The sequence below is a fragment of the Ensifer sp. ENS02 genome, from assembly GCF_014851885.1.
GTDB lineage: Bacteria > Pseudomonadota > Alphaproteobacteria > Rhizobiales > Rhizobiaceae > Ensifer > Ensifer adhaerens.
This window is the reverse complement of sequence record NZ_JACVAO010000023.1, coordinates 42,960-69,498: the sequence shown is the minus strand read 5'-3', so window position 1 is coordinate 69,498 and position 26,539 is coordinate 42,960. Positions and strand designations below refer to the sequence as shown.

The following is a 26,539-nucleotide window of genomic DNA, read 5'->3' as shown; positions in this document are numbered from 1 at the left end:
GGTGACGCGGATGTCGGCCTCACCGACCCTGCGCCGACGAGTAGAAGCAGGTTGTACAGCAAGTCGTTCGACTGCGGCGCGCTTTGGTGTCTCGGTTTCATCGGCGATGAAGTGGTCGCAGCGCTATCGGGCGACCGGCTCTGTCGCGCCGGGCAAGATGGGTGGCCATCGCAAGCGCATTCTGGAGCCGCATCGCGCCTTCATCACCGAGCGGCTCACCCAGAACCCGCAACTGACCCTGCATGGGTTGAAGGCCGAGCTGGTGGGGCGCGGTGTGACTGTTTCCCACAATGCGGTGTGGCAGTTCATCCGGCGCGAAGGGCTGCGCTTCAAAAAAACACTGTTCGCCCTTGAGCAGGCCCGCGCCGACATTGCCCGCCGACGTCAGCGATGGAAGGCGTGGCAGGGTGGCCTCGATCCCAGACGGCTGGTGTTTATCGACGAGACCTGGATCAAGACCAACATGACGCCGCTGCGCGGCTGGGGGCCGAAGGGCAAGCGCTTGTGTGCCTTTGCCCCGCATGGGCACTGGCGCACGTTGACATTCCTCGGCGCACTGCGGTGCGACCGGCTCACCGCACCCTGCGTCTTCGACGGGCCGATCAACGGCCAATGCTTCCGCGCCTATGTCGAGCAACAGCTTGTGCCTGTGCTCAGGCCCGGCGACATTGTCATCATGGACAATCTCGGCAGCCACAAATCGGCGACCATCCGTCAGATCATCCGTGCGGCCGGCGCAAGGCTCTGGTTCCTGCCGCCCTACTCCCCCGACCTCAAGCCGATCGAACAGGCCTTCGCCAAGATCAAGCACTGGATGCGCCATGCACAGAAGCGAACGATCGAGGACACGTGGCGACACATCGGCGCTCTCGTCTCAACAATCCAACCCGGCGAATGCGGCAATTACTTCGCAAACGCCGGATACGCTTTCGTCAAAACATGAAACGCTCTAGGAGGTCGCGGGCAACTCCTCGCTGGCATTGGCGGCAGGTGTTCCAAATTGACGAAGGCGATGATCTCTCACCGCCTTCGCCATTCCCGAGCGCGGGGTGCGGGTACGCTCAGAAATTCTGCCAGCCGTCTGCAGTTCGTGCCGCAGCAGGGCTTGTTCGTTGACCGCTGCGCATCGCGCGGGCGGTAGCGTGCAGGCGTGACGGCTGCGTGCGGTCGTCGAAGTGACGGTTCGCATCGATCACCTGGGCTTGCTCACCGTAGCGGAACTGCCTGAGCAGTTCGTGCAGGGCTTCCGCCTCGCGAGCCATGGCGTGGCTTGCGGCTGTGCTTTCCTCGACCATGGCGGCATTTTGCTGGGTCGCCTGGTCCATCGAGTTGACCGCCTGGTTGATCTCCTTGAGGCCTGTCGATTGTTCGCACGCAGCTTCCACGATCGCCGAGACGTTGGCGTTGATCTCCTGGACCTGGACGAGGATTTCTTCGAGTGCTGCACCCGTCTGGCCGACCAGTGACACGCCGTTCTTGACGTGTTCGGTCGAGGTGCCGATCAGCGCCTTGATGTCCTTGGCAGCACTTGCGGAGCGCTGCGCCAGTTCGCGCACTTCCTGGGCGACGACGGCGAAACCCTTGCCTGCTTCGCCGGCACGCGCCGCTTCGACGCCGGCGTTCAGCGCCAGGAGGTTCGTCTGGAAGGCGATGTCGTCGATCACGCCGATGATGTTGGAGATTTCCCTCGACGATTGCTCGATCTGATCCATGGCGCCGATCGCGCTCTTCACCACGTTGCCGGAACGCTCGGCGCCGGCCTTGGTCTTGGCGACCAGCCCGCCCGCTTCTTCGGCGCGGCGGCTTGAATCCGACACGGTGGTGGTGATCTCGTCGAGCGCGGCGGCGGTTTCCTCCACCGAGGCCGCCTGCTGCTCCGTGCGCTTCGACAGGTCGTCGGCCGCTGCGCGAATCTCGCGGGCGCCGGAGGCAATCGCGCTGGCATTGTCACCAACGGTCCGCATCGCTCCCCGCAGCTTGGCGGTGGCATCGTTGAAGTCGATGCGAACCGCCTCCATGCTAGGCACAAAGGGCGTATCGAGGTTTCGGGTCAGGTCACCTTCGGCAAGCGCCCTCAGGCCAGCGCCCAAGGTGTTGATGGCGCTCATGCGCTCGCTGACGTCGGTCGCGAACTTGACGACCTTGTAGACCTTGCCGCTGAAGTCGCGGATCGGGTTATAGGCCGCCTGGATCCAGATTTCCTTGCCGCCCTTGCCGTAGCGCACGAACTCGTTGGAGAAGAATTCGCCGGCGGCGAGACGTTTCCAGAAGTCGGCATATTCGGCGGTGCGCGCATAGTTCGGCTCGCAGAACATGCTGTGATGCTTGCCCTGGATTTCCTGGAGGCTGTAGCCGAGCGCCGCGCAGAAATTTTCGTTGGCGGTCAGGATCTCGCCCGATGGCGTGAACTCGATCACCGCCTGGGAGCGGGAGATCGCGTCGAGCTTGCCGGCATCTTCCGTCGCCCTTGCCTTCGCGGCGGTGATGTCGCTTGCGAACTTGACCACCTTGTAGGGCTTGCCGCCCCGAAGCACCGGGTTGTAGGTCGCCTGGATCCAGATTTCGCGGCCGCCCTTGGCGACACGCTTGTAGGCATTGGCGTCGAATTCGCCGCGTCCAAGGCGGGCCCAGAAGTCGCGGTATTCCTGCGTCTGGGCATAGTCGGCGGAGCAGAACATGCGGTGGTGCTGGCCGACGATTTCGTTGAGGTTGTAACCGAGGGCCTGGCAGAAATTCTCATTGGCAGTCAGGATCTTGCCGGTCAGGTCGAACTGAATGACGGCTTGCGATTTCGAGAGTGCGGCGACGATCTGGCCCGCATCTGCAGCTTTTCCGAGAGAGAACATGGTAATCCTTCGATTTTGTTTCGATCTTTGAGCGAACCGCCCCGACTTCCCGCTTTAGCCTGACGATCTCCTCCGGCCCCGCCAAGCTTATTGTACTAGAACAGGCGGCTGGCACTTGACGCCGGTAACGCGTACATCGGCCTCGCCGATCCGGACGCCAACGAGCAGCAGCAGGTTGTGGAGAAGGTCGTCGACCGGCTTGGTCACCGCGCCCAGTGTTTGTGCGAGCGCCTGCTGGATCACCGTGGGGCTGCCGAGCGTCAGCAACAGAACCTGGATGTTGAGGTCGAGATTGTTGAGCAGTGTTTGGGTCGTGGACGTGAGGATATCCTTCGTGGAGACGCTCTTGATCGATCGCGCCGCGATCTCGGAGGGGCTGAAGCTCAGGCGCGAGGCCTTGAGGTTCTGCGCTTCCACATGAGCGAGCGCGTCGACCTTGACGACGAGGGCGTCGACGAGGCGGACCCTTTGCACGCGGGCATCGGACGAGAAGTTCGATAGCACCGTCGGGTTGACGTCGCCGATGGCGATCTCGGCAATGCCGGGCACCGCGTCCACGGTGACCGCGGCGTTTTCCGGCGTCCCGCCGTAGCAGCGAATGTCGGAAAGTTTCGCTTCGGCATAGGCAAGTTCGACGTAGATCGGCAGCCTGACGCGAATGCCGGAAAGGGCCGCAAGGCCATCGACATTGACCTCGACGGCAAGGCGCGTCTGCGCGGTGCGTACGGCTGCGCCCGGGGTTCCGAGGCGGTGGCTTGGCGTCTCAACCGGTGGCTCGCCGATCGCGAGCTTGACCTTGGCGGAGGCGATGCCGGAAAGCCCGGTTACCGCGTTGAGCGCGATCTGGTTTTCGCCATTGGCAATTGCTGCGGCGGCGGAGACGATCTGGAGTGCGCTGATCTTCATCGCCCAGTCGGAGCCGGCATCGATCTGCAGGCTCTTTTTCGGGTCGAGGTTGAGGATCTGCGCCAGCGTAACGGTCTTCTTGTTGGCCGCGGTCGAGAGCTCGATGCTCTTAAGCGCCGCCGTCACTGTACCGGAAAGGCCCTGGACGAGCCGCATCGAGGAGAGCAGCTGCGGCATGGTCAAGTTGGCCTTCAGGACATCCTCATAGGAGGCTGCCGTCAGGTTCAGCTTGGTCGCGACGATTTTCAGGAACGGCTGGACGTCGATGTCGGCATCGATAAGCGCCTGATAATCCATGACCTTCAGCGAGATGGTGGTGCCGAGCATCTGCCCGAGAATCGAATTCAGCAGGCCGTCATTGAGGCTGGCGAGGCGAGAGCCGACGGAAAAGGCGGCGATCTTGGAGCTGGCGGCCATGCCGATGACGCTGAGATCAGGCGGTGCGCTGAAGATCGAGGCAAGGAAAATCTCGCCTTTCTTTTCCAGCAGAACTTGCACGGCATCGGTCGGCGTCGCGTCCTTGACGAAGCGCTGACCCGCTTCGACCGAGGGGTCGGGGACGTATCGTCCGCGCGTCAGCGTGGCGACGCCGTCCACCTTGCCGGTACCGACATCGCTCAACGGCAATACCTTGCCATCGACCGTCAGCAGTCCGTACGGGGTGGCGACGGCATAATTGAGGCCATTGTCGGAGAAATGGTTGAGCACGGCCTTTTCGGCCGACGAGATGTTGGCCGCGGCCGCGATCGCAGCCAGGTCGACCGCCGACTGCATCTCGCGTTTCTGTACGGTGAGATAGCCGTAATCGATGCCGAGCGCCATTGAGGTGACGACCAATGGCATGACCAGCGCAGCGGAGATGCCGATGTTGGCGTCCCGCGATTGGAGCAGCGTGCGAAGGCGCGTGGAGTTCCACAACATGTCAGACGCCTCCCACGCGTATGGTTGCAAAGCGCTCGATCTGGCTGCTTGGCATCGCGAAAGTGAAAAGGTTAAAGATCGGTAGGTCGGCGGCGTCGTATTTGATGCGAACTGTGAACTGATTGGTGTTTTTGGCGTCGTCCCTGACGGTCACGGTCATGCGTGAGGATTTGATGAAGGCCTGATCCATCGTGGTGCGCCGGATGTAGTCGGTCGCCAGGCGTTCACGCTCGCCTTCCGACAGTCCAGCGATGGCGGTACGCGCGGCATCTGCGGCGATTTGCTGTATGGAATGGGCTGTGCTGAGATAGACGCCATAGGCGATCAAGGTCAGCACACAAGCGAAGAAGAGCGGCGCTATGATTGCGAATTCGATTGCAGCAGCGCCCATTTCGCAAACGAGAATCGATCTTTTTGAATTTCTGGATTTGATGATGGGATAAGTTGCCTTATCGCGCGAAAATTTCCGACGAGAGCAATCCATTTATTTTGCCTACATCACTCGTTGCGTTCCTTAATTGTTATATTTCTTGGTTGAGGGCTGTTCGACTGTGGAATTAATCAGTTGTCAATAATTTTATGTAAAAGTAACTTAAGAAGTATTGTGCCGGTTTTTTTATAGGGTATTCATTGATACGTTTAGAAGTCCTTGCTCTGTGGTAATCTAAGATGACTATTACAGGACACGTAGATAGCGGCGGCTTGAGACCGACTAGATACACGAAGTTTCGATAGAATCTGTGCCACGTGGTAGTCAACGTTTCGTTGGGATATTCCGCAGATTACCGATATAGCGAAGTTAGATTTACCCTTCGCGATCCAGCTTAAGATAAGTTCTTGTTTTTCGCTCAGCAATGCGGATCTAGAACAATCATTTTCCGAACTATTAGGCGCGGTTTTAGCTTTCATAAAAAGCGCGTTCGAGACCATATTTATTTCGGGTACAAGTTCATAGGCGAATGATCCAGTAGACCGTCGCGAAAGACAAAGAAGCGAACACTCGCTCTGTGGCGATCCCATCAGAGCGACTAAGCCGCATTTCGCCGGCAAAGACGGGACAAAAACGGAGGAATTCAGGTGAGCGGCGCTATCGAGATCCGATTCCTGCCAAATGAAAAGCCTACCGAGGGGGGGCTGAGTCGATAAGTTCAGTGAGGCGTGTGAATGCCAATTGTCGACGTAGTTATTTGCTATTTTTTTGGGCCAATTTGTTATGAAGTGTTGTTCCCGATCGCTGTGAACGAAGAGGAAATCTTCAAACCCAATTTGGGCAAAGTAAGGATCAAGAAAACTGGCGATACTATCCCAATCCGAGTAGCAAATATTGTTCAGTAGTCTTAGAGAGACTTCAAATCGTTGCATTTACTAGCTCTGTAGCGCGAGCGAACGTCACTTTATGATCAAGCCTCCGCAGCCTCGCTCCAAAGGCCACGCACTGCGTTAGGTGCATCAACGGCGTTGAAGTTATGTCGGTACGGAGAGTGCATGCTTTACACGTAGGACGGTGATCAACACCGCTCCGATCACGACGGGTATCGAAAGAAGCATGACCGTCGGACTTATGTGGTAGCCGGCATGCTCACCGGTCTCGTATAATATTTTCAGCAAGCTCAGGAGATAATAGCTGATCGCGATGATGGAGAAACCTTCCACCGCTCGTTGAATTTTTACCTGCGTTGCTGCTCGCTCTGCCATTGCGCGAATTTGGACAGCATTCTGATACTCAATCTCAACTTGTATGCGTGTTTGTAGGAGATCGATCAGGTGGGTTGTCGCATTTGAAAGCTGATCCAATCGCAACGCTGATGCTTCACAGGTCCTCACGGCGGGTTTGAACCGTCGTGCGACGAACACACCGAATCGCTGAAAACCCGGTACATGGGTCTCACGCAATTCGTGAATGCGTTCCTCAACAATCTTTGCATAAGCTGAACTGGCGCCAAAGCGATTTCGCGTTTCAGCAGAAGCTGAAATGATTTGGCCGGAGAGCCGGGAGATGTCTTCGAGTAGGGTTCTATGCTCAGACGTCGTTTTCGTCTGATGTCGATTCGCCAATTCGACGAGTTCCCGGTCATAGCTCCCAAGGAGGGGAGCCAATCGGCGGGCCTCTGGAAGTCCAAGCAAGGCCATAGAGCGATATGTTTCGATTTCACATACTCGCCGGACCATGCGACCGAGTCGGTACGCGTTTAGATCGTTATTAAAAAGAAGAATGCAGCTGGATTGATCATCCCGAACGCGAAAGTCTGAACATACCTGAGCGGCGCCACCACCGATCCAAGAGGCCGCGGTATCGCGAAATCCGAACTTTGAAAGGGTTGGTCCCAGCTCAGAAGGTGGAGACCCCAGCACCAGCATTGCGATGCGGCAAATGAGTTGTGTCGAGCTTGCGCCTACGAGGTCTGAAAGGTCCGACAACGAAAGGGTAGATGTGGGCCATTCGTTCGCTTCTATCTCCAACCTGGTAACGCGAGTTACCGTTACGAATTCGGTGTGATATTCCACCTGGGTGCGAACATTGGAGTCTTCGCCCGGACCGCCGGATACGCAACGCTTGTCACCCTGTTTAACCGATCCCAGCCAAAGGACTGCTGCGTGCTCAACCAGCGCTGGACCAGTGAAGTAAATGGATGGTCGAGCGTGAAGCTCCGCATTAAAGTCCGACGACATATGTTTCGCCCAATCTGATCCGGTTCCCGAAGGTGGTAACGATCTAGCGTGCATCTGCTTCGGTCAGCTTTCGATAAATCGCCATAGCTCTGGATGCCGGAGTGCGCAGTCGATCGCGGTTTCGGCTCGAGATTTCTCGGGAGCCCTTACCGCGCATGCGGCGACAACGGCCCGAATGCCAATTGGTCCGTAGTGCTCGACCAAATTAGGCTGGTCGAGCGGGCGGTTCTGGTTAGGTGTTGATTCCAACATGCGAAAATCCCTCGTTTAACTGGAACTGGTTCGGGAAAGCATCAATTCGATTGTAAAGACGGATGTAGATTTGCTTGCCCGCAGATCGGTCTTCTCTCCGACCTTCAGACGGATGGCGTCGAGATACTCCAACGCTTCTCCGGTGTACTTGAGCTGACAGGAACTGATAACAATGACGAGTGTCTCCGACGTGTCCGATCCCACTTCCAACTCGCGATCAAACGTGCGCCGTAGAACACGATGCGCACAGTGCCCCCTTCGACTCATCACGTTGAGGTCGCTTATTGGGGCGTCCACCAGCCGCGCAATCGTGGTCACGTCAGCTGGAAAGGTATAGGGGTCGCTATCTGGATAGCAGATCACTGGAGCGGATCCACTGACCGTGAGCTCGATCCCCTCTCCGGTTAGGACAGTTAATGTGCGATCGATACCATCGAACATTGAGAATGGTCCGTCGCTCACGACTGTCGCCGTGCTGATGCGCCAGTCGAAGTCCTCGACGGTCGCATTGGGCGGAAAGACGGCGATTTCCACCGTCTCCCCCTTGCCGTTCTTCCACGGCATGCGCTTGTAATCGGCGGGATGCAGTACTTGCACTGGATCAGTTTCCGAGAATGCCCGGCAGGCGCAGGCTCTTGTCCTTGGCGCAGTCAAGCGCGATGTCGTAGCCCGCATCGGCGTGGCGCATGACGCCAGTTGCCGGGTCGTTCCAGAGCACGCGCTCCAGGCGCTTGGCTGCATCGTGCGTCCCGTCGGCGCAGATAACCACGCCTGAGTGCTGCGAGAAGCCCATGCCGACGCCGCCGCCATGGTGCAGTGACACCCAGGTGGCGCCAGATGCGGTGTTGAGCAAAGCGTTCAGGAGCGGCCAGTCGGAAACGGCGTCCGAGCCGTCCTTCATCGCTTCGGTCTCGCGGTTCGGCGAGGCGACGGAGCCCGAGTCGAGATGGTCGCGGCCGATGACGACAGGGGCTTTCAGCTCGCCGTTCTTGACCATTTCGTTGAAGGCGAGGCCGAGGCGGTGGCGGTCGCCGAGACCGACCCAGCAGATGCGCGCCGGCAGGCCCTGGAAGGAGATGCGCTCGCGCGCCATGTCCAGCCAGTTGTGCAGGTGCTTGTTGTCGGGCAGCAGTTCCTTGACCTTGGCATCGGTCTTGTAGATGTCTTCCGGATCGCCGGACAGAGCCGCCCAACGGAACGGGCCGATGCCGCGGCAGAAGAGCGGGCGGATATAGGCCGGCACGAAGCCCGGGAAGGCGAAGGCGTTTTCGAGGCCCTCTTCCTTGGCGACCTGGCGGATGTTGTTGCCGTAGTCGAAGGTCGGGATACCCATGTCCTGGAAGGCGATCATCGCCTCGACATGTTCGCGCATCGAGGCGCGGGCGGCCTTCTCGACGGCCTTCGGGTCGCTGACGCGCTTTTCCTTCCACTGGCCCATGGTCCAGCCCTTCGGCAGGTAACCGTTGACCGGGTCGTGCGCCGAGGTCTGGTCGGTGACCATGTCGGGGCGGATGCCGCGGCGGACCATTTCCGGCAGGATCTCGGCGGTGTTGCCGAGCAGGCCGACGGACTTGGCTTCGCCGTTCTTCGTCCAGCGGTCGATGATCTCCATCGCTTCGTCGAGCGTCTCGGCCTTCTCGTCGAGGTAGCGGGTGCGCAGGCGGAAATCGATCGAGTCCGGATTGCATTCGACGGCCAGGCATGATGCGCCGGCCATGACGGCTGCGAGCGGCTGGGCTCCGCCCATGCCGCCGAGACCACCGGTCAGCACCCACTTACCCTTAAGATTGCCGCCATAGTGCTGGCGGCCGGCTTCGACGAACGTTTCGTAGGTGCCCTGAACGATGCCTTGCGTGCCGATGTAGATCCAGGAGCCGGCGGTCATCTGGCCGTACATGGCGAGACCCTTCTTATCCAGCTCGTTGAAGTGGTCCCAGGTTGCCCAGTGCGGCACGAGGTTGGAGTTGGCGATGAGAACGCGCGGCGCGTCCTTGTGGGTGCGGAACACGCCAACCGGCTTGCCCGACTGCACCATCAAGGTCTCGTCGTCGTTGAGGTCCTTGAGCGTCTCGACAATCTTGTCGAAATCGGCCCAGGTGCGCGCCGCGCGGCCAATGCCGCCATAGACGACCAGTTCGTGCGGGTTTTCCGCGACATTCGGGTCCAGATTGTTCATCAGCATGCGCAGCGGCGCTTCGGTCAGCCAGCTCTTGGCGTTGAGCGCCGTGCCCTGAGGGGCGCGCACGTCGCGAATGTTGTGGCGTGGATTGTTCATGGTCGATGGCTCCCAATATTCAGTTATTCAATTCAGATGCCACGCGTTCGAGGCTGGTCAGGATGTCTTTCAGCCGTGGACGAATGCGATCTGCTCTTCCGGAGTCGTACGCAAAGGGTGGCGCTTCCGCCGCGAGATGCGTCGACTGCGCCAGTTCCATCTGGATTGCGTGCACACCAGTCTCCGGGCGGCCATAGTAACGGGTCGTCCAACCGCCTTTGAAGCGGCCATTTAAGACGCGCGTATATCCATCGGCATTGCGGACAATGTTGACCACCGCAGACTGTATGGAGGGATGACATGACCGACCATCATCCGTTCCAACGTTCAAATCCGGCAATCTGCCTTCAAACAGGAAGGGAATATGCGAGCGGATCGAATGGCAGTCGTAGAGGACGGCTATCCCATGTATGCTCTTGACGCGCTCGATCTCGGCGGCGAGCGCTGCGTGATAGGGCGCGTGAAACGTCTGGATGCGTTCGGCGATATCGGCTTCGGTTGGCGCTTCTCCATCCTTCCAGATCGGCTTACCGTCGAAATCCGTCTCCGGGATCAGACCGGTTGTGTTCTGGCCAGGATAGAGCGTGTTGCCCGACGGATCGCGATTGGCGTCGATCACATAGCGATGAAAGGTAGCGCGAACGACGGTCGCCTCCGGAAGCAGGCCGTCATAGAGTTGATGGATGTGCCAGTCGGTATCGGCGAGTGTCCGCCCGTTGTCGTTCAGGCGGTCCCAGATGTCGCTCGAAACCTCCGTTCCGGTGTGCGGCTGGGCGAGAACAACTGGAGACGTACCCTGCGTGACCTGAAAGACGCCCATAGGTCAGGCCTCCAGAATCGGCAGAATGCCATCCGAGATCGACGAGACGAATGCGCCGTTGGCCGCTAGACTGGCCGCAGCAACAAGATCAGGCGCCATGTATCGATCGTCCTCGAGCGCCGGTACCACAGAGCGTAGCACCGCAATGGCCTTTGTGAGCTCAGGACTGGTTTTTAGCGGTCCTCGCAATTCAACACCCTGCACTGCAGCCAACGCCTCAATCCCGAGGATACCGAACAAGTTCTCGGTCATAGCGAGGAGCCGGCGAGCACCGTGGCAGGCCATTGAAACATGGTCTTCCTGGTTGGCCGAGGTCGGCGTCGAATCCACGGAGGCTGGATGCGACATTTGCTTGTTCTCGCTCATCAGCGCCGCGGACGTTACCTCGGCGATCATTAGACCCGAGTTCAGCCCCGGCTTTCTCGACAGGAATGCCGGCAGGCCATAGGAAAGGGCGGGATCGACGAGCAGCGCGATACGGCGCTGCGAGATCGCGCCGATCTCGCAGACGGCGAGCGCGATCTGGTCGGCCGCGAAGGCAACCGGCTCGGCGTGGAAATTGCCGCCGGAGACGACGGTATTGTCCGAGAGCACCAGCGGGTTGTCGGTGACGGCGTTGGCCTCGATCTCTAATGTGTGTGCCACCGCTGCCAGTAAGTCGAGGCACGCACCGTCGACCTGTGGCTGACAGCGAATGCAATAAGGATCTTGCACGCGCTCGTCGCCTTCGACATGGCTGTCGCGGATTTCGGAGCCTGCGAGCAGTCTGCGGAGCGCAGCACCCGCATCGATCTGCCCCTTATGGCCACGCAGGGTGTGGATGTCCGAATGAAACGGTGCGGAGGAGCCCATCGCCGCATCGGTCGACAGCGCGCCGGTGACGAGCGCTGTTTGCGCGGCGCGATGGGCACGGAAGAGGCCTGCGAGCGCCAACGCTGTCGAAGTTTGCGTGCCGTTGATCAGCGCCAGGCCTTCCTTGGCGGCGAGCACGACCGGCAAGAGACCGGCTTTCGAAAGCGCATCTCTGGAGGCCATGCGTTCGCCGTGGTAAAAAGCTTCGCCCTCGCCCATCATAGTTGCAGACATGTGGGCGAGTGGCGCAAGGTCGCCGGACGCGCCAACAGAACCCTTTTCTGGAATCACCGGAACCACGCCCTTTTCCAGCATCCCTTCGATCAACCGAATAAGCTCAATTCGGACGCCAGAGGCCCCTCGACCGAGCGAGATCAATTTCAGCGCCATGATGAGCCGCACGACATTTTCTGGTAGCGGTGCTCCGAGCCCGCAGCAGTGGGAGAGAATGAGATTTCTCTGCAGCGTCGCGACATCTGCGCTATCGATCTTGATCGAGGCGAGTTTGCCGAAGCCGGTATTGATGCCGTAGACAGGTACGTTTCCGGCCGCAATCTCGGCGATCCGTGCCGCTCCCTTCATCACGCCGGCGTCAAAGGACGGATCGAGCTTTGCCGAGCCGTTATTCCAGTAGATGTCGGCAAGGTCCTTGAGAGGCACACTGCCCGGGTAAAGAATGATAGTCATGGTGATACCTTTTTGCCTTTGAATACGCGGGAATGGAGGGGATTGAAGCCGATGCGATAGATGAGTTCGGCAGGGTGTTTGATGTTCCAGACGACAAAGTCGGCGGACTTGCCAGCCTCGAGCGTTCCTGTTGCGTGCAACAAGCCGAGAGCCCGTGCGGCCTCTCGTGTCGCGCCTGCAATGCATTCAGCGACCGTTACGCCGAAAAGAGTGACGGCCAAATTCATGGCGAGAAGTAATGAGGTTAGCGGCGAAGTTCCCGGGTTGCAGTCGGTGGCGATTGCAATGCGTGCGCGGGCGTCGCGCAATGTCTGAACCGGCGGCACCCGTTCCTCGCGAAGCGCATAGAAGGCGCCCGGCAGCAGCACGGCGACCGTGCCGGCCTTGGCGAGAGCCGCAGCCCCTTCGGCGTCGAGATATTCGAGGTGATCGGCCGAGAGCGCACCGTAGGACGCCGCGAGCTTGGCGCCGCCGAGATTGGATAGCTGTTCCGCGTGAAGCTTGACCGGCAGGCCGAGTGCCTTGGCGCGCTCGAACACACGGGCGATTTCCGCGGTCGAAAACGCGATGCCCTCGCAGAAGCCGTCGACCGCATCGACCAGCCCTTCGGCATGTGCCGCATCGAGCCCGGTCAGCACGACGTCGGAGATGTAATCGTCGTTGCGGCCCTTGTATTCCGCCGGCGTCGCATGCGCGGCGAGGTAGCTGGTGGCGATGCGTACCGGGCGGAGCGTTTCGAGCTTGCGGGCGGCGCGCAGCATGTTGAGTTCGGCGGTGACGTTGAGCCCGTAGCCGGATTTGATCTCGACCGTCGACACACCCTCGGAAAGGAGCGTGTCGAGCCGCGGCAGTGCGCTTTCGACAAGCTGATCGACGGTTAGCGCATTTGTCGCCTTCACCGAGGAAACGATGCCGCCGCCGGCCCGCGCGATCTCTTCATAGGTGGCGCCTTCAAGCCGCATCTGGATTTCGCGAGCGCGGTTGCCGCCGTGCACGAGGTGCGTGTGGCAGTCGATAAGGGCGGGCGTGATCCAGCGGCCTTCGCAGTCGGTTGTGCGACTGCTTTTAACCAGCTCACGAGGTAATAGGGCTTCCGGACCGACAAATTGAAGCTGACCATCATCGACGATGATCGCTCCGTTTTCGATGATGTCTAGGGTCTCCCTATCGGAAGCGACCGTGATCAGATGCGCGTTTCTCCAGACATCGACCACCCGCACCTCCTGATTTTCTCGTTGCTCCCGTACGATTATGTATATATCTATTCAGACAATTTGCAAGATGAAAAAATCCATACAAGTCAGGAAGAGAAATGGATCAGCTATATGCGTGCAACGTTCTTCTGCCCTCCGGATGGGCAAAAAACGTCCAACTATCTCTCAAAGAAGGGAAAATCGCTGCGATCAAGTCAGACGTTCCGCCGGAGCAAGCCGTCGGCGAACGTCACGACGTGCTACTCCCAGCGATGCCGAACCTGCATAGTCACGCATTCCAGCGCGCAATGGCAGGTCTAACCGAGACGCGTGGGGCTGGTGTTGACTCATTTTGGAGTTGGCGTGCGCTCATGTACCGGTTTGCACTCTCGATGACCCCAGACCAGATGGAAGCGATTGCTGCGCAGCTTTACATGGAAATGCTTGAAGCCGGTTTTGGTCGGGTCGGCGAATTCCATTATCTGCATCACGATAAGGATGGAAACCACTACTCCAACGTTGCAGAGATGTCAGAGCGGATCGCCGCGGCCGCCAATGACACAGGTATTGCTCTGACGCTGATTCCGGTTTTTTACGCCCATTCCGGATTTGGCGCGCAGCCGCCGGGAGAAGGACAGCGACGCTTCATCAGCTCGACGGAAGGGTTTGCTCGACTGACAGAAGCAGCTGCAAGTTCAATTGCTTGCTTGCCTAACAGTCGGATCGGCATCGCACCTCACTCGTTGAGAGCGGCAACATTGGATGAAATCCGTGCGATCTTGCCGGTAGCGAATGGCGGGCCGATTCATGTCCATGTCGCCGAGCAGACCAAGGAAGTCGAAGACTGCGTTTCGTTTTGCGGTGCACGACCCATCGAATATCTTCTCGCAAACTTCTCCGTTGATGACACCTGGTGCTTAATTCATGCCACTCACATGACGCCCGAGGAAACGGTCGCTGTTGCAAAAGCAGGAGCCGTCGCCGGTCTTTGCCCGATTACCGAGGCCAATCTTGGCGACGGTATATTCCCTGCGACTGATTTTCTGGCTGCCGGCGGCTCATTCGGGATCGGTTCCGACTCTAATGTTTTGATTGCGGTCAGTGATGAGCTACGCCAGTTGGAATACTCACAGCGTCTAGCTCACCGTTCGCGCAACGTCATCGCATGGCCAAACCGCTCAACAGGTCAAACCTTGTATGACGTGGCGGTGAAGGGCGGCAACAAAGCCTTGGCAGCAGCATCGAATGTAGCACCAGGGGAGCCCGCCGACTTAGTGTCTTATAATCTTCATCGGCCCTGGTCCAAGGATCACGCAATCCTCGACCACATCATATTTGCCGGCGCCCCAAAGCCGGATTGTGTTTGGGTGCATGGGGTGAAGCAGGTAACGGGGGGGCGCCACCATCATCGTGAGAGGATCGAGCGGCGTTTTCGCACTGCGTTAGAGGCCCTGATGTCTTTATGACGCCGCCTTCTTACAAGGCCCAAAGCTCACCGGGGACCTAGCTGCTCGTCGAGGTCGGGTAGCTACATAGATGCGACACGAGGTGAATGGAAAATTACATCTTGCAAGAGGATAAAAATTTCCATACATTGAATTTGTCTTACCCAAACCTAATAAAAGGGGAACTCAAGTGAAGACCATCTTGACTGCTACCGCGCTCACTCTCGCGATGGCGACTTCCGCATTGGCTCAAAGCAAGGAATTGGTCGTCGCGGCCTTCGGCGGCGCCTATACCGACGCCATCAAAAAGAACATTGCCTCGTTCGAAAAGGAAAACGACGTCAAAATCACATTCGTGCCTGCGTCGGGCGCCGATGGTCTTGCAAAGGCGATGGCCAAAGAAGTCGATGTGGTACACGCTGACATGGCATGGGCAACCCGCGGCGAAGCGCAGGGTGCTTTTGAAAAGCTTGACCCGGCAATTGTAACGAACTTGGAGAAGCTATACCCGAAAGCGCGTTTTTCGGATTACGGCGTGATTACCAACTTCGGCCAGTACGGCATTGCCTACAAGCAGACGGAAGTTAATCCCGCCCCCACTTCCTGGTTGGACCTGTGGAACGATCAATATTCTGGCGCTGTCACAACGGCCGGGTTTGACGCAGCAAACATCGAGCTGCTCGTCCTCATGGCAAAGCTCAATGGCGGGAGTGAAGACAACATCGACCCCGGCTTCCAGAAGTTGGCGGAGTTGGGGAAGCACATCACAGTCTTCTATAGCCAGCACCCGCAGCTCCTGGACCTCTTCCGAAACGGTGAAGTCGTGATGGCTCGCTGGCTGCGTGGACGCGTCGATTGGGCCAACAAGCAGGGCGTTGAGCTCCAGTTCGCTGTGCCGAAAGAAGGTGCGATTGGCCTAGTTTCGACAGTTCATGTCGTGAAGGGCCGCCCCAACACGGAGCTTGCCATGAAGTTCGTGAATAATCTCCTCGGAGAGGCAAGCCAGAAAACCTACGCGACGGATCTCGGCTATACACCGGCACGTATGGGCCTCGATCTGTCGGGCGTCAATGTGCCTTACAGTGATGAGGTCGTAAACTCGCTGCTCATTTCCGACTGGAGGAAGATCGTTCCCCAGATGGACGCATGGAAGGAGCGGTGGGAAAAGGAAGTCGTCGCGCGATAATCTCACCGGTCAACTTTCCGATGTGCCCGGCGTCTCTTCGCCGGGCCCTTTCTACAAAACGTATGGTGATGTGATGGGCGAGATTAGCGTAAGAAACATTACAAAAAGCTGGGCGGATTTCGCAGCGCTCAAAAACATCAACCTTGATGTGCGCGAAGGCGAATTCCTGTCTATCCTGGGACCCTCCGGTTGCGGAAAGAGCACTTTGCTACGCATTATCGCCGGGCTTGAAAACCCGACCGGTGGGGACATTGTGATCGCCGGCAGGCGCGTTACGGATGATCCCGTCTGGAAGCGCAAAATTGGCTTTGTATTTCAGAACTTTGCGCTTTGGCCCCATCTTACGGTCTTCCGCAACGTTTCAATGGGATTGGAGCTTCGTAAGACTCCTAAGAATGAGGTCCATGAACGCGTCATCGAAGCACTGCGCATGGTCCAACTTGAGGCGCTTGCAGATCGGCTACCTTCCCAGCTGTCCGGCGGTCAACAGCAACGTGTCGCGCTTGCGCGCGCAATTGTCCTGAAGCCCCATGTTCTCTTGCTCGATGAGCCGTTAAGTGCCCTCGACAAGAACTTGCGCCAAGACATGCAGGTCGAGCTGAAGGCGCTGCAGCAAACCTTAGGGTTGACCACCGTCTTCGTAACCCACGACCAGGAAGAGGCGTTATCGCTATCTGACCGTGTCGTGGTGATGAACCGTGGGGTGATTGAGCAACTCGACACCCCGGACAACATCTACAACAAGCCTGTTTCTGAGTACGTTGCGCGGTTTGTAGGCGAGGCCTTTTTCTTCCGCGGGGCTTTAGAATGCCTTCGTGGTGGCAAACATCTCAGGATGCAAGATGGCAGGTCTGTCCCAGCTAACGCGGAGTTTGAAGCGAGCCCTGGAGAAGCGGTCGGGTTCGTTCGGCCGGAATGGATCTCGCTCAGCAAGCTGGATGACCCTAATCCCGATGTCCTTCAGGGAAAAGTTGAACGCCTGATGTTCTTCGGGCAATCGAGCGACTATATCGTTCGCGTCGGTGATCATCCCATGCGCGTCAAGCGGAGGAGTGACGTGCCGACATTGTCCGAGGGTGACACCGTAGCTGTTCATTGTACTGCGCGGCTACTTCCCAATGAGGGGAAAGCCCGATGAAAAAACCCGGTATTCTCTTCCTACCCGCACTCTCGATTCTCGCTGCGTTTTTCGTACTTCCGCTGATCTGGGTCTTTATTCTCAGTTTCATGGGAACCGGCCCCACGGGCGAGGTGCTGAGCGAATTCACGCTTTCCAACTACGCCCGGTTCCTCGGGGATAGTTATTACTTGGATGACCTGCTTTGGCGGACTATCAGGATGGCGGCCGTGGCTACGGTGTTTTCCGTTGTCATTGGTTACCTAGGAGCCTTCTTGATCGTTCGAGCTCACGAGCGTGCCCAGACATGGATGATCCTCCTCGTGATGCTGCCGCTTTGGGTAAATCTGGTCGTACGGACCTTGAGTCTTATGGTGGTGCTCGGCCGCACGGGCCCAGTCAATCAACTCCTCGTAGGTCTCGGATTAACCGAACGGCCGTTGCAACTGCTTTACAACGAGACATCCGTGATCATCGGTATGGTGCAGGTCGCGGTACCCTTTGTCGTGATGTCCATCTACGGAGTGCTACAATCCATCCCGCGCCAACTAGAGCATGCTGCCATGACTGTCGGCGCGACACCAGTCGAAGCATTCAGGAGGGTGACTTTGCCGTTGAGCGTGCCGGGAATCCTGGCAGGTAGCGTCCTTGCCTTCGGCATCAATGTCGAGTCGTTCGTAGTGCCGATCCTGCTCGGTGGCGGCCGTGTCCGGTTTATGAGCGTGGCAGCCTACGAGACGGCGACGCAGTCGAACAATCTGCCATTTGCCGCCACGATCGGCGTCATTCTCCTGATAGTTACGATGGTGATGCTTGGTGTGTACCAGTGGGCGGTTCGCTCCGCCAGCCGGCCAGCCACGCTGGCGCCGGCAACCTGAAAGGCGATCCTATGCAAAAGACATTTCTCACGACTGCGCTTTGGTATGTGGGTGCCGTTCTCTTCTTCGGCTTTCTACTGGCCCCGCTGCTAATTCTCATCGCTGTTTCGTTCAACCCAACCGCAATGGTGTTCCCGCCCCAGGGCTTCACCTTGAAATGGTACGGGACGATCCTCGAGAAGCCTGATTTTCTCACAGCGGCTGTTGCAAGCACGATCCTGGGAGTGGCGACAGCTGTCGCTACGACCGCTCTGGGCGTGCTTGCCGCGATCGGCCTGCAGAGATACACGGGAGCTGCGAAGGGCGTGGTGTCATCACTCTTGATGTCGCCGCTTTTCATCCCGGCCGTTATCGTCGCGCTGGCATTGTTTCAGATCATATTCATGATGGGTATCGTCAACAATGTGTGGACACTCTTGGCAGCCCACATCGTTGTAACGCTTCCCTATCCCGTCCGAAACGTCATGGCCCAGATGGAAAATTTCGACGCTCGGTTGGAGGAAGCCGCTCTAAGTGTTGGTGCTACGCCGGCGCAAGCATTACGGCGCGTCACTCTGCCGTTGCTTAAATCAAGTATAATTCCATCTCTGATTATCGTCTTCGTTCTGTCGTGGAACAACTATACGGTATCGGTCTTCTTGGCCAACAAGGATTGGACAACCCTTCCCTTGCAACTTCGCGCTTACTTACAATATGAATACGAACCTTTCGTCGCGGCAATGTCGACGATCCTAATTGTTGCTTCGATCGTTTTGCTCATAATAGTGGACCGCACTGTCGGTCTGGGAAGCGTACGCAAGCCAAGCAATTAATGGAATACTCCAGTCGGCCTGCTTTGTGGCCGACTGGATTTAGGGGACTGTACCCCCTGGAGGGAAAGCTTGGCGGCTGAAGTCTCTGAGGCGTAACCATGCCCCCAAGGCCGCAGTTTGCTTTGACTGATCTTGCAGGTTTTCGTTGAAAACGGCCGAGGAACGTCGGCAAGACAGGGAATTGGATCCACGCAGTTGGCTTGCCAGTAATTGCCACCCGCCCTTAGCATCACGATCCACGATCAGCGCTTGGTGACGAATGCTAAATCACGCGACATCCGGAACTAACTGACAAAAACCTTTCGGCGCTTGGACGACCGGTCGATCGAATCCAGTCGCTTTTGAGCCTCTCCGTTCATATTATTGCACATTGCATCCAATAGCACGGACACGAGGGCAGAAGCCGCCGCGTAGGAATCGAAAACCAGTCTGCTGTCGACGCGGGCCGTCAGCAGAAAATCGGCGATCCCCTCATGATCAGTGAAGCCGGAGTCCGCTATAATGGCTATCTTCATGCCAGCATGGCGCGCCAGTTCGATCGCCTTCAATGTTTCCCGAGGATGCAGTGGCATCATGAAAACTAACATTGTGCGGCCGCCGGCAGCATAACATTGTTCGATTTGATCCTCGACTAGGGAGCCGCCCGAAGCCAGCAGTCGAATGTCTGGGTGTACCTTCGCGGCAAAATACGCGAACTGGGTAGCAAGACCAGCTGATGCCCGCAGGCCGAGAACGGCGAGAGGCCGCGAGTTTGCCAATGCCTTGCCAAACTGATCAATTGCCTTCTTATCTGAGAACGATTGCGCAAGCTCTGTTAGATTTGCCGCTTCTGCCAGCAACGCGGTCTGGAAGCGGTTTGCTTGTGTTTCGGAGGGCAAGTCCGACCCCGCGTGCGCGCTACGCAAGAATCGGCGCATTTCGAGGTAGCCGTCGAAACCAAGTGCTACGGCAAAGCGCGTAACCGATGGCTGGCTGACATTCGCCAGTTCGGCGAGTTCCATACTTGATAAGAAGCCGAGCTGCGCGCTGTTCTCGATCATCTGCTGCGCGATCCTGCGGTGTGCAGGTGTCAACCGCTGACCAGCCGTTCTGCGTTCGATCTCCGCTCTTAGCGCTTGGCGATCGGACGGTTGAAGATTTGAGGTGCTGTTTGCAAGGTCCTCGTCAACAATCACAATACTGCCTTCCGTCACGAAAGACCTCCGCAGGTTCATAATGTATCAAAATATTCAAAATTGAGTCCAACGTATAGCCCTGTTTCGCTCTCGACGCAAAAAACCAACCCGCATTCTCGAAGCCGCGAATTAAAGGAGGCCGGATCTCATGCGTCGTGTGTGTGGGGGGTGCTCCGCCGCCGCGGCAGACGGCAACTTTGGTCGATTCGAGCAAACTGGCTAGGCCATTCGCAAAGGAGAAGTAGCGCGAATGCCGGCTGCCTCACACTGGTAGATGATTTGGTATGGAAATATTCATGAAATAGTGTATTGTTAGTTTCAATGCAGAAAGGGGGGGTCGTATGACGCCGATAGACGCACCTGAATTCAATTATCTACCGGTCCGGCTGTCCCTTCCGATGCTGGAGGACTATCAGACGTTCGACAGCCCTGCCATAGCGCTGGTAAACGCATTCTGGGGCCGTCCACTAGCCATCGCATTCCGTGCAGCTGTGAGGACCCTTGTTCGAGCCACGTTAAACTGGCGCCTCTTCGGAACGGCTGGGCGCTAGCCTGGCAAGCATCGTCCCCGGTGGGCTCGGATCGCCGCTTGGTGACCAGGGTGGTCGCCTCGGTAAGCACCAAGTGAAGGCTACTGACATCCTCAGTTCGCCCTCGTCTACCTTTGGTTGTGGCGAAGAACAAGTTCGCTGCAGTTACCGGTCGGGGTGTGTGCCCCGCTTGGAGGTACGAGATTTGCTGAGCGGTCATTTTCCCGCGATGGACGGGATTCCAACGAAAAAGCCTCGGTGTTCACCGAGGCTTTTTTTGCTTTTCATTTGCGCACAAAATCAGAGCGCAGAGACGAGCTTGCTCACGGCCGTCACTTCGTTCGGCAGCCGATGCGGGAATGCAACACCCAGATTCCACGGGAAGATGAAATGGATCCAACGGTGCATACGAATGACGTAGGTCATCATAGCGCCGGTCAGTTCGACATACTGTTCCTTCGTCTCGAGGGTATCGAGAGCGTCGGAATACATCTGTCCGATTTCATGCATGTTCGTCAGACCCAGGTCGGTCATGAATTCGAACACGTTGAAGGTACCCGTGAGGAACTCGCGCGTCAGCCTGTTCATCGTGGCAAGCTGCATGTCGTCGTACTGCGATACCTTGAGGAAGCGGTACATTACGTCAGCGCCTACGAGCATCAGATACGCTTCGAGGTGGACAAGAACAGTAAAGGACTGCTCGCGCGTACCTGCGCCGCTGTCGATGATGCCCCAGCGAATCTTCTGGATTTCGCTGGGCTCCTCGAACCAGACGCGATCGATCTGTTGCTCAATGATTGCCTTAGCTTGGCGCCAGTCACCCTCGAATTTCTTGATAGCGGACATTAAGAAGCCCTCCGGACATTGATTTCGATCACATTGCGGCGCGGCAGAGCAACTGTCTGCTCATATACGAGTTCGCCGAGTTCCTGTAGCGTTGCGAGATCTTCCTCAAAGACCTCCGCGAACTTGTTGACGTTCGCACTCTCGGTGATCTTGCCGTAGGTTAGGCAGATCGTTTGACCCGGAGCGTAAAGGTACACAGCGCCCGGATGACGCTGAACCATGTTACTGCGTCCGAGATGGACGATGCGGGTCGGCATCCAAATTGCTTCACCGGAGATTACGACGTGGCCAAGAACGCTTTTGAGCGGTAGCTGCGCCAGAACCTGCTCCACGACATCAGGGTTTTCCTGTGTTAACAGTTTGGCCCGGAACGACTTTCCGACACTTGGCGCGTCGAACAACAAAATTTCTGAGGACGGCATGATGGCTCCTTTTCGCGATTGAATAAAAAATTGCCGTAGAAATATGTATGAATAAAACTATACAGAATGTCAATGAATGGATGAATTCATTTTTGCGCGAGGTTGCCGGTTCTCGATCCCGACAGGCCGAAATACCGTGCGTCCCGCTCAGGTCTGGCATCGTCTCAGCTCGTTTGTGACTGGAAATGATCTGTTGGAAATTTTCGCTTGGGCAATGCAACCCGGCTACAACCCTGTGCGTCGCCCGAATGACCAAACCCAAAATCTCGCTTGAGGCGTAGGTCCGCGATCGGGAGCACCGGCGATGAGGAGGTGCGGAGCATGCGCCACGCCTTAATGGAAGCGCTCAGTTGAGCGCTGCAGCTCACCAAAGGCCTGAACTGGCGCAAGCATCGTCAGGCGGTCACCGAACTGGGCCGCATGTCGAACCGCGAACTGCGCGACCTCGGCATCGAACGCGCCGACATCGACCGCGTCGCACGCACGGCCTTCGCCCGCTAAGGCGACCTACACAAACTGACTAATCTGCCAAGCGCCTGCATCTCCTGCGGACGCTTTTGCTTTGTGGGGACATGACGTGCAAAAGAAAACCCCGCCGGGGAAGGCGGGGCAAGGCTCGCGCACCAGTTGGCTCCCTGGGACGCGGGGAAGAAACTCCATCAGAAAACTGACACGCGCACATAGCGGAGAACGAAACACGGTGGGAAGGTCGCTTTCCGTGAATCCGGTACGCTGCCGCTAATATATCACTCGCTTAACTGTGCGCCGCAACTCCGTGGCACATTGCCTGCTAGATTAGGCGAGCTTTGGTTCTTCCGTGATCTCATAAGCTTCCGTCGGCCCTTCCATTTCTCGCACGCCCTTGAATGAAGGATGTCGGAGCTTCCCGTCTTGCGTCCAAGTACGATACTCGACATCGGCGACCAGGAGTGGCCGCGCAAAGACTGCTCCTTTGCGCCTCAACGTTACCGCCGGCCTGTCGGCAGGAATCGCGTTCAGTAACTCCCGTAGAGCGGTGGATTCCTTGTTGCTCCACCCGGTTCCGCATCCGCCGACATAGACAAGGCCTTCGCCCTTTCTCGCAGCTAGCAGCAGCCGGCCGATCGCGCCTGGCATCGTCGATGGCTCATATCCTACGATGACGAAGGTGTCTCGACGCGCGCATTTGATTTTCAGCCACTCCGGTTGGCGGCCCGATCGATAGGGCTTGTCCCGGCGCTTGGCGACGATGCCTTCAAGCCCATGCTCGCACGCGACGCGGAAGAAGGATTCTCCGTCGGCCTCGACCTCTTCGGAGAAGCGGATCGCGCTGGTGCGGCCGGCGACGATCGGCTCAAGGAGACGACGGCGCTCGGCCAGTGGCAGCTTCCGCAGATCAAGCCCGTCGAGATATAGAAGGTCGAAGGCAAAGAAGACGATATCGCTCGCATCATGTGCGCTGGGTCGTTTGCCGACCGCGCGCTGTAGCAGGCCGAAATCGGAACGGCCCTGGTCGTCGAGGACAACTGCTTCCCCGTCGATGATCATGGAAATGTGGCCGAGCTCGCGCGCCTCGGCGGCGATAGATCCAAACTTCTTTGTCCAATCGTAGCCGCCGCGGGTGACCGCCCTCACCTCACCTGGCTCGACATGCACCGCGAGCCTGTAACCGTCCCACTTCACCTCGAAGGCCCACTCCAGTCCGGTCGGTGGCTTGTCGACGAGGGTTGCCACGCATGGTTCGACGCGCCGTGGCATCGGATCGGCCGGCGTCGCGGGAACTGATTTCTTTCGAAGTGTTTTAGCCATGGCGCATTAACGCACGAAACACGGAAAACGTCTAAGCTGCCACTCAGGAGGAACCCCATGCCGAAGCCGCCGATACTCTCGTCACCGAAGCGCGGTGGCGCCTATCCAGATCGAGATCTGGATTGCCAAATGGCGATTGAAGAATTCTTCCGGACAGTCGCCGAGAAAGCGCAGGTGGCAGGCTGGTCTGAGCGAGAGGTCGCTGACGCACTGATCGAACTGGCGCATCATCACTGGTTTGCCCTCGACGCCAAGGATCGAATGTTCGAGGACGCCGCCGGCGTGATCATTCGGCGACCGAAGATGTCGCCCGTGCACTGACCTCCCTATTTCTCGGCGTTGACTCTCGCCTCGCATGAGAACAATATAAGAACATTCGAAGGCGAAAACCGCCGCCTACCAGCCGTCTGAAGATTGAAGCACTCCGGCGCAATCCGGAGAAGGAGAAGCCATGTCCGCCGTCCTGCATCGAAGCGAGATCGAAGAGAGCGAGGATCCAGTCGACGAGTTTGTCGCCGCGCTCGCGTGGCACCGAGGCGACAAGGACGCGACCATCCGAACACTCCTCGAAGACTGCAGGCACCTGCGCGAACAACTGACGCTGGCCGGCGCGACGATGAGCGTCGGCTTTGCCCGCGGCTGGCGACCGGCCCTTGAGCGCTCGTTGGATGCCGAGGCATGACCAACTTCGCCCTGAAACATCGATGGCGGCCGGCATGAGTGACGAACAGCCGGGCGCGCAGAGGTCGATTGAAGGACCATGGGTGCATCTATGCGAGCACCCTGGGTGTACGAAGTGGGGCGGTTTCGGTTTCTCGGCCGGCAAAGGCCCTTCGAAATGGTTTTGCTTCGAGCATCGGCCCAAAACATGGCCGCCAGCTCGGCAGCAGTAAAGCACATCACCGGCGCCGCGGCGGCCGCCAGCCACTCAATGCGGGCAAACTCGGAAAGGTTCAGGTGCCTGCGATGGCGCGCGTCCTATATGCAAACCACTCCTATCCTTCGCACCTGAAACTCGTCTGCCTCAAAGCCGATTGGCAGATTTGCTTCCAGGCCAACGGAACGCTCGACGGTCGCCGTATCCGCGCATGGCTTCGCAAGGTTGACGCTCAATTCGTTTGCGAAGTCGGCAAGGAGTGCCAGGTCGAAAACATGCCGGAATTCGAGCGACTGAATTTCTTTGGCGACAGATACCACCTGTCAATCGATGAAACCGACGATGCCGGCAAACGCACGAAGTCGCTTGCCGGCGCGGACAACATCCACGCCGCTCGCGCCGCGTTCGACGCACTCGTTCCGCAATATGCAGGCCGTCGCATCATCCTTCGCGAAGGGGCGAGGATCCTGCTCGTCGCGAAAGGCGGCAAGATCGAGGGTTAGGCCGTTGAACCCAAGCCGCGCCGCAATACTTGAGAACGTCGGATGAAACATCACCGGGGAATTGAGTTGGTTTCCGAACGCCGCCAGATCGACCCTGAAGAAGGCATCGGCCATATCCGCTTCTGCGACCTTGCCGAATGGGAGATCGTCGGCGCCCGGTGCGCCAAGTGTGGCTTCAGCAACTGGCTTGACCGCTGGAAGCTCGCAAATAAGTATGGCGCCGAAACGCCGATCGCCGTTCTCCGTCCATACCTGCGCTGCAGCAAGTGCGGCAATCGGGACGGCAACGGCCTGAGACTGGGTGCGATCAATCGCAACGCCTGAGAGGACGCATGTGGAATAAGTACACGATCGAAGTGCTCTTTGACGAACTCTGGCGCCGCTCGAAGGCGACGCGGGATATCACCAACCGAGCGAACCCGTCGCAGGAAGCCTATCCTGATAGGGTCGCGCCGGTGGTTCGGAATACCCCCGATGGCGAGCGCGAGATTGCGAACCTCACTTGGGGCATGCCATCGCCATTATTCGTCACCAAAGGTAAGCCCGACTATGGCGTGACCAACTTCGCAACGTCGAATCCCCGCACTGGCGGCGCTGGCTCGGCGTGCAGAACCGCTGCCTGGTGCCATGGACCGCCTTCATTGAATGGGAAGACACGAAACCGAAAAAGACCGAACGGCAGTTCGTGATAGACCCGAGCAAGCCACTGGCCTTCTTCGCCGGCATCTGGACGCCTTGGAAAGGCGAACGCGGCTCGCAGAAGAACCCGCGCGCCGGTGAGCATGAACTGTTCGGCTTCTTGACTTGCGAAGCGAATGCTGTCGTCAAGCCGATCCACGCCAAGGCTATGCCGGTGCTGCTGACCAGCGAGGCCGACATCGATCTATGGATGACAGCCGAATGGGACCTGGCAAAGGTGCTGCAGCGGCCATACCCGAACGAGGAGATGGCCGTACTTCCAGCGGCAACGACGACGACGGAGCCCCTGTTGATCTAATCCTGATCATATCGGTGCAAAAAGGTCACGAGATCGATAGGTTAGGCCGATCGTCAGCAGCTTCCAAAACGGAATTCTTCTCATTGGCATTCAAAGTGCCTCGCGTCGCGATTAGGTATGCCGCCATATAGGTTAGCTTTAGCCTCGATTCCCGGTCGCCCCGCGGCTTGTAATTGACGATCGCCAGCCAACCGGCTTCTTCATCGCGCGCAACGTCCAATAGGCCATTTGCGTAGGCGACATCCGTGACCTCGCCGGCCGCCCTGCGTCCGTCCCACGCGCGAACCGCATCCGCTGCCGCGCGTTGCGCCGCGATATGGCGATCCATCAGCTCGCGAAGGGAAACAGCAGGTACCGCCGCCCTTTCTTCTCCATTTCCGCCTCTGTCGGTCTCTATATGAAGCGCTGACAATGACAAAATTGGCATGGTTGAGTTTCTCACCGATGGCAAAAGGAGCCCTCCTCCCGGCAGTTGCACGCTTCATCTTGGAAGCGCCACAAAGTTGCGTTCAACAGAAAGGGCCGTAGATTGAGGGCAGAG

At 58.0% G+C, this 26,539-nt stretch carries 26 protein-coding genes; 12 read left to right on the top strand and 14 right to left on the bottom strand.

All coding sequences use genetic code 11. From position 1 onward, the window contains the following. The first annotated feature begins 10 nt into the window (after positions 1 to 10). On the top strand, positions 11 to 943 hold the full coding sequence (locus IB262_RS31810) for an IS630 family transposase (protein WP_192494321.1): 933 nt from the start codon (positions 11 to 13) through the stop codon (positions 941 to 943). A gap of 118 nt (positions 944 to 1,061) precedes the next feature. Here IB262_RS31810 and IB262_RS31805 read toward each other — a convergent pair whose 3' ends face one another. From IB262_RS31805 to hutI, 9 genes are all read right to left on the bottom strand, one after another. Then, the gene (locus IB262_RS31805) at positions 1,062 to 2,846 is read right to left on the bottom strand and encodes a PAS domain-containing methyl-accepting chemotaxis protein (protein ID WP_192494289.1); all 1,785 of its coding nucleotides are present in this window, start codon (positions 2,844 to 2,846) and stop codon (positions 1,062 to 1,064) included. An 87-nt stretch (positions 2,847 to 2,933) separates the two neighbouring features. Then, the gene (locus IB262_RS31800; protein WP_192494288.1) at positions 2,934 to 4,673 is read right to left on the bottom strand and encodes a pilus assembly protein TadG-related protein; all 1,740 of its coding nucleotides are present in this window, start codon (positions 4,671 to 4,673) and stop codon (positions 2,934 to 2,936) included. A gap of 1 nt (position 4,674) precedes the next feature. After that, the gene (locus IB262_RS31795; RefSeq protein ID WP_192494320.1) at positions 4,675 to 5,064 is read right to left on the bottom strand and encodes a TadE/TadG family type IV pilus assembly protein; all 390 of its coding nucleotides are present in this window, start codon (positions 5,062 to 5,064) and stop codon (positions 4,675 to 4,677) included. 1,073 nt (positions 5,065 to 6,137) lie between these two features. Beyond that, complete coding sequence (locus tag IB262_RS31785; protein WP_192494286.1) at positions 6,138 to 7,343, bottom strand: DUF3422 domain-containing protein; 1,206 nt, start codon at positions 7,341 to 7,343, stop codon at positions 6,138 to 6,140. Positions 7,344 to 7,610: 267 nt separating this feature from the next. After that, positions 7,611 to 8,192: a HutD family protein gene (locus tag IB262_RS31780; protein WP_192494285.1), complete on the bottom strand. Its 582-nt coding sequence runs from the start codon at positions 8,190 to 8,192 to the stop codon at positions 7,611 to 7,613. Between the two features lie 4 nt (positions 8,193 to 8,196). After that, positions 8,197 to 9,870: a urocanate hydratase gene (gene hutU / locus IB262_RS31775; protein ID WP_192494284.1), complete on the bottom strand. Its 1,674-nt coding sequence runs from the start codon at positions 9,868 to 9,870 to the stop codon at positions 8,197 to 8,199. A 19-nt stretch (positions 9,871 to 9,889) separates the two neighbouring features. Continuing rightward, on the bottom strand, positions 9,890 to 10,690 hold the full coding sequence (gene hutG / locus IB262_RS31770) for an N-formylglutamate deformylase (protein WP_192494283.1): 801 nt from the start codon (positions 10,688 to 10,690) through the stop codon (positions 9,890 to 9,892). Positions 10,691 to 10,693: 3 nt separating this feature from the next. After that, positions 10,694 to 12,229, bottom strand: coding sequence for a histidine ammonia-lyase (gene hutH, locus IB262_RS31765; RefSeq protein ID WP_192494319.1), 1,536 nt, complete (start codon positions 12,227 to 12,229; stop codon positions 10,694 to 10,696). Continuing rightward, positions 12,226 to 13,443 carry an imidazolonepropionase gene (hutI, locus tag IB262_RS31760; RefSeq protein WP_348646945.1) on the bottom strand — a complete coding sequence of 406 codons (1,218 nt, stop codon included), beginning with the start codon at positions 13,441 to 13,443 and terminating at the stop codon, positions 12,226 to 12,228. The genes hutH and hutI overlap by 4 nt, the downstream gene beginning before the upstream one ends. Before the next feature lie 98 nt (positions 13,444 to 13,541). Here hutI and IB262_RS31755 point away from each other — a divergent pair, with 98 nt between their 5' ends. The 5 genes from IB262_RS31755 to IB262_RS31735 all read left to right on the top strand — a co-directional run bounded on the left by IB262_RS31755 (position 13,542) and on the right by IB262_RS31735 (position 18,860). Next, entirely contained in the window at positions 13,542 to 14,888 is a 1,347-nt protein-coding gene (locus IB262_RS31755; RefSeq protein WP_192494282.1) for a formimidoylglutamate deiminase, read from the top strand. A 169-nt stretch (positions 14,889 to 15,057) separates the two neighbouring features. Further along, a complete protein-coding gene (locus IB262_RS31750) occupies positions 15,058 to 16,053 on the top strand; it encodes an ABC transporter substrate-binding protein (protein WP_192494281.1) in 996 nt (331 codons plus the stop codon). Between the two features lie 73 nt (positions 16,054 to 16,126). Continuing rightward, the gene (locus IB262_RS31745; RefSeq protein ID WP_192494280.1) at positions 16,127 to 17,191 is read left to right on the top strand and encodes an ABC transporter ATP-binding protein; all 1,065 of its coding nucleotides are present in this window, start codon (positions 16,127 to 16,129) and stop codon (positions 17,189 to 17,191) included. Then, positions 17,188 to 18,048 (top strand): ABC transporter permease, encoded by an 861-nt coding sequence (locus IB262_RS31740; protein WP_192494279.1) that lies wholly within the window; start codon positions 17,188 to 17,190, stop codon positions 18,046 to 18,048. Before IB262_RS31745 ends, IB262_RS31740 begins: the two co-directional genes overlap by 4 nt. After that, positions 17,997 to 18,860 carry an ABC transporter permease gene (locus tag IB262_RS31735; protein ID WP_192494278.1) on the top strand — a complete coding sequence of 288 codons (864 nt, stop codon included), beginning with the start codon at positions 17,997 to 17,999 and terminating at the stop codon, positions 18,858 to 18,860. Before IB262_RS31740 ends, IB262_RS31735 begins: the two co-directional genes overlap by 52 nt. Positions 18,861 to 19,144: 284 nt before the next feature. Here the strand turns inward: IB262_RS31735 and IB262_RS31730 are convergent, their stop codons facing one another. From IB262_RS31730 to IB262_RS31720, 3 genes are all read right to left on the bottom strand, one after another. Next, positions 19,145 to 20,053 carry a MurR/RpiR family transcriptional regulator gene (locus tag IB262_RS31730; protein ID WP_210337749.1) on the bottom strand — a complete coding sequence of 303 codons (909 nt, stop codon included), beginning with the start codon at positions 20,051 to 20,053 and terminating at the stop codon, positions 19,145 to 19,147. An 812-nt stretch (positions 20,054 to 20,865) separates the two neighbouring features. Next, positions 20,866 to 21,411, bottom strand: a complete 546-nt coding sequence (locus tag IB262_RS31725) for a hypothetical protein (RefSeq protein WP_192494276.1) — start codon at positions 21,409 to 21,411, stop codon at positions 20,866 to 20,868. Continuing rightward, positions 21,411 to 21,833: a DUF3830 family protein gene (locus tag IB262_RS31720; protein WP_192494275.1), complete on the bottom strand. Its 423-nt coding sequence runs from the start codon at positions 21,831 to 21,833 to the stop codon at positions 21,411 to 21,413. Before IB262_RS31720 ends, IB262_RS31725 begins: the two co-directional genes overlap by 1 nt. 357 nt (positions 21,834 to 22,190) lie before the next feature. On the opposite strand from IB262_RS31720, the gene IB262_RS31715 reads away from it, so the two are divergent. Next, positions 22,191 to 22,334, top strand: coding sequence for a DUF1127 domain-containing protein (locus tag IB262_RS31715; RefSeq protein ID WP_192494317.1), 144 nt, complete (start codon positions 22,191 to 22,193; stop codon positions 22,332 to 22,334). Positions 22,335 to 22,628: 294 nt separating this feature from the next. On the opposite strand, the gene ligD is transcribed toward IB262_RS31715, so the two are convergent. After that, a complete protein-coding gene (gene ligD / locus IB262_RS31710; RefSeq protein ID WP_192494316.1) occupies positions 22,629 to 23,570 on the bottom strand; it encodes a non-homologous end-joining DNA ligase in 942 nt (313 codons plus the stop codon). A gap of 108 nt (positions 23,571 to 23,678) precedes the next feature. Between ligD and IB262_RS31705 the strand changes: the two genes are divergently transcribed. The 5 genes from IB262_RS31705 to IB262_RS36785 all read left to right on the top strand — a co-directional run bounded on the left by IB262_RS31705 (position 23,679) and on the right by IB262_RS36785 (position 25,998). After that, positions 23,679 to 23,942, top strand: a complete 264-nt coding sequence (locus tag IB262_RS31705) for a hypothetical protein (protein WP_192494274.1) — start codon at positions 23,679 to 23,681, stop codon at positions 23,940 to 23,942. A gap of 130 nt (positions 23,943 to 24,072) precedes the next feature. Further along, the gene (locus IB262_RS31700; RefSeq protein ID WP_110880428.1) at positions 24,073 to 24,303 is read left to right on the top strand and encodes a hypothetical protein; all 231 of its coding nucleotides are present in this window, start codon (positions 24,073 to 24,075) and stop codon (positions 24,301 to 24,303) included. A 284-nt stretch (positions 24,304 to 24,587) separates the two neighbouring features. Continuing rightward, positions 24,588 to 25,001 (top strand): hypothetical protein, encoded by a 414-nt coding sequence (locus tag IB262_RS31695; RefSeq protein WP_192494273.1) that lies wholly within the window; start codon positions 24,588 to 24,590, stop codon positions 24,999 to 25,001. A 42-nt stretch (positions 25,002 to 25,043) separates the two neighbouring features. After that, positions 25,044 to 25,325, top strand: coding sequence for a hypothetical protein (locus tag IB262_RS31690; protein ID WP_192494272.1), 282 nt, complete (start codon positions 25,044 to 25,046; stop codon positions 25,323 to 25,325). Positions 25,326 to 25,605: 280 nt separating this feature from the next. Next, positions 25,606 to 25,998, top strand: coding sequence for an SOS response-associated peptidase family protein (locus IB262_RS36785; RefSeq protein WP_348646944.1), 393 nt, complete (start codon positions 25,606 to 25,608; stop codon positions 25,996 to 25,998). 25 nt (positions 25,999 to 26,023) lie between these two features. Here the strand turns inward: IB262_RS36785 and IB262_RS31680 are convergent, their stop codons facing one another. Beyond that, on the bottom strand, positions 26,024 to 26,326 hold the full coding sequence (locus tag IB262_RS31680; RefSeq protein WP_192494315.1) for a hypothetical protein: 303 nt from the start codon (positions 26,324 to 26,326) through the stop codon (positions 26,024 to 26,026). Positions 26,327 to 26,539 lie beyond the last annotated feature (213 nt).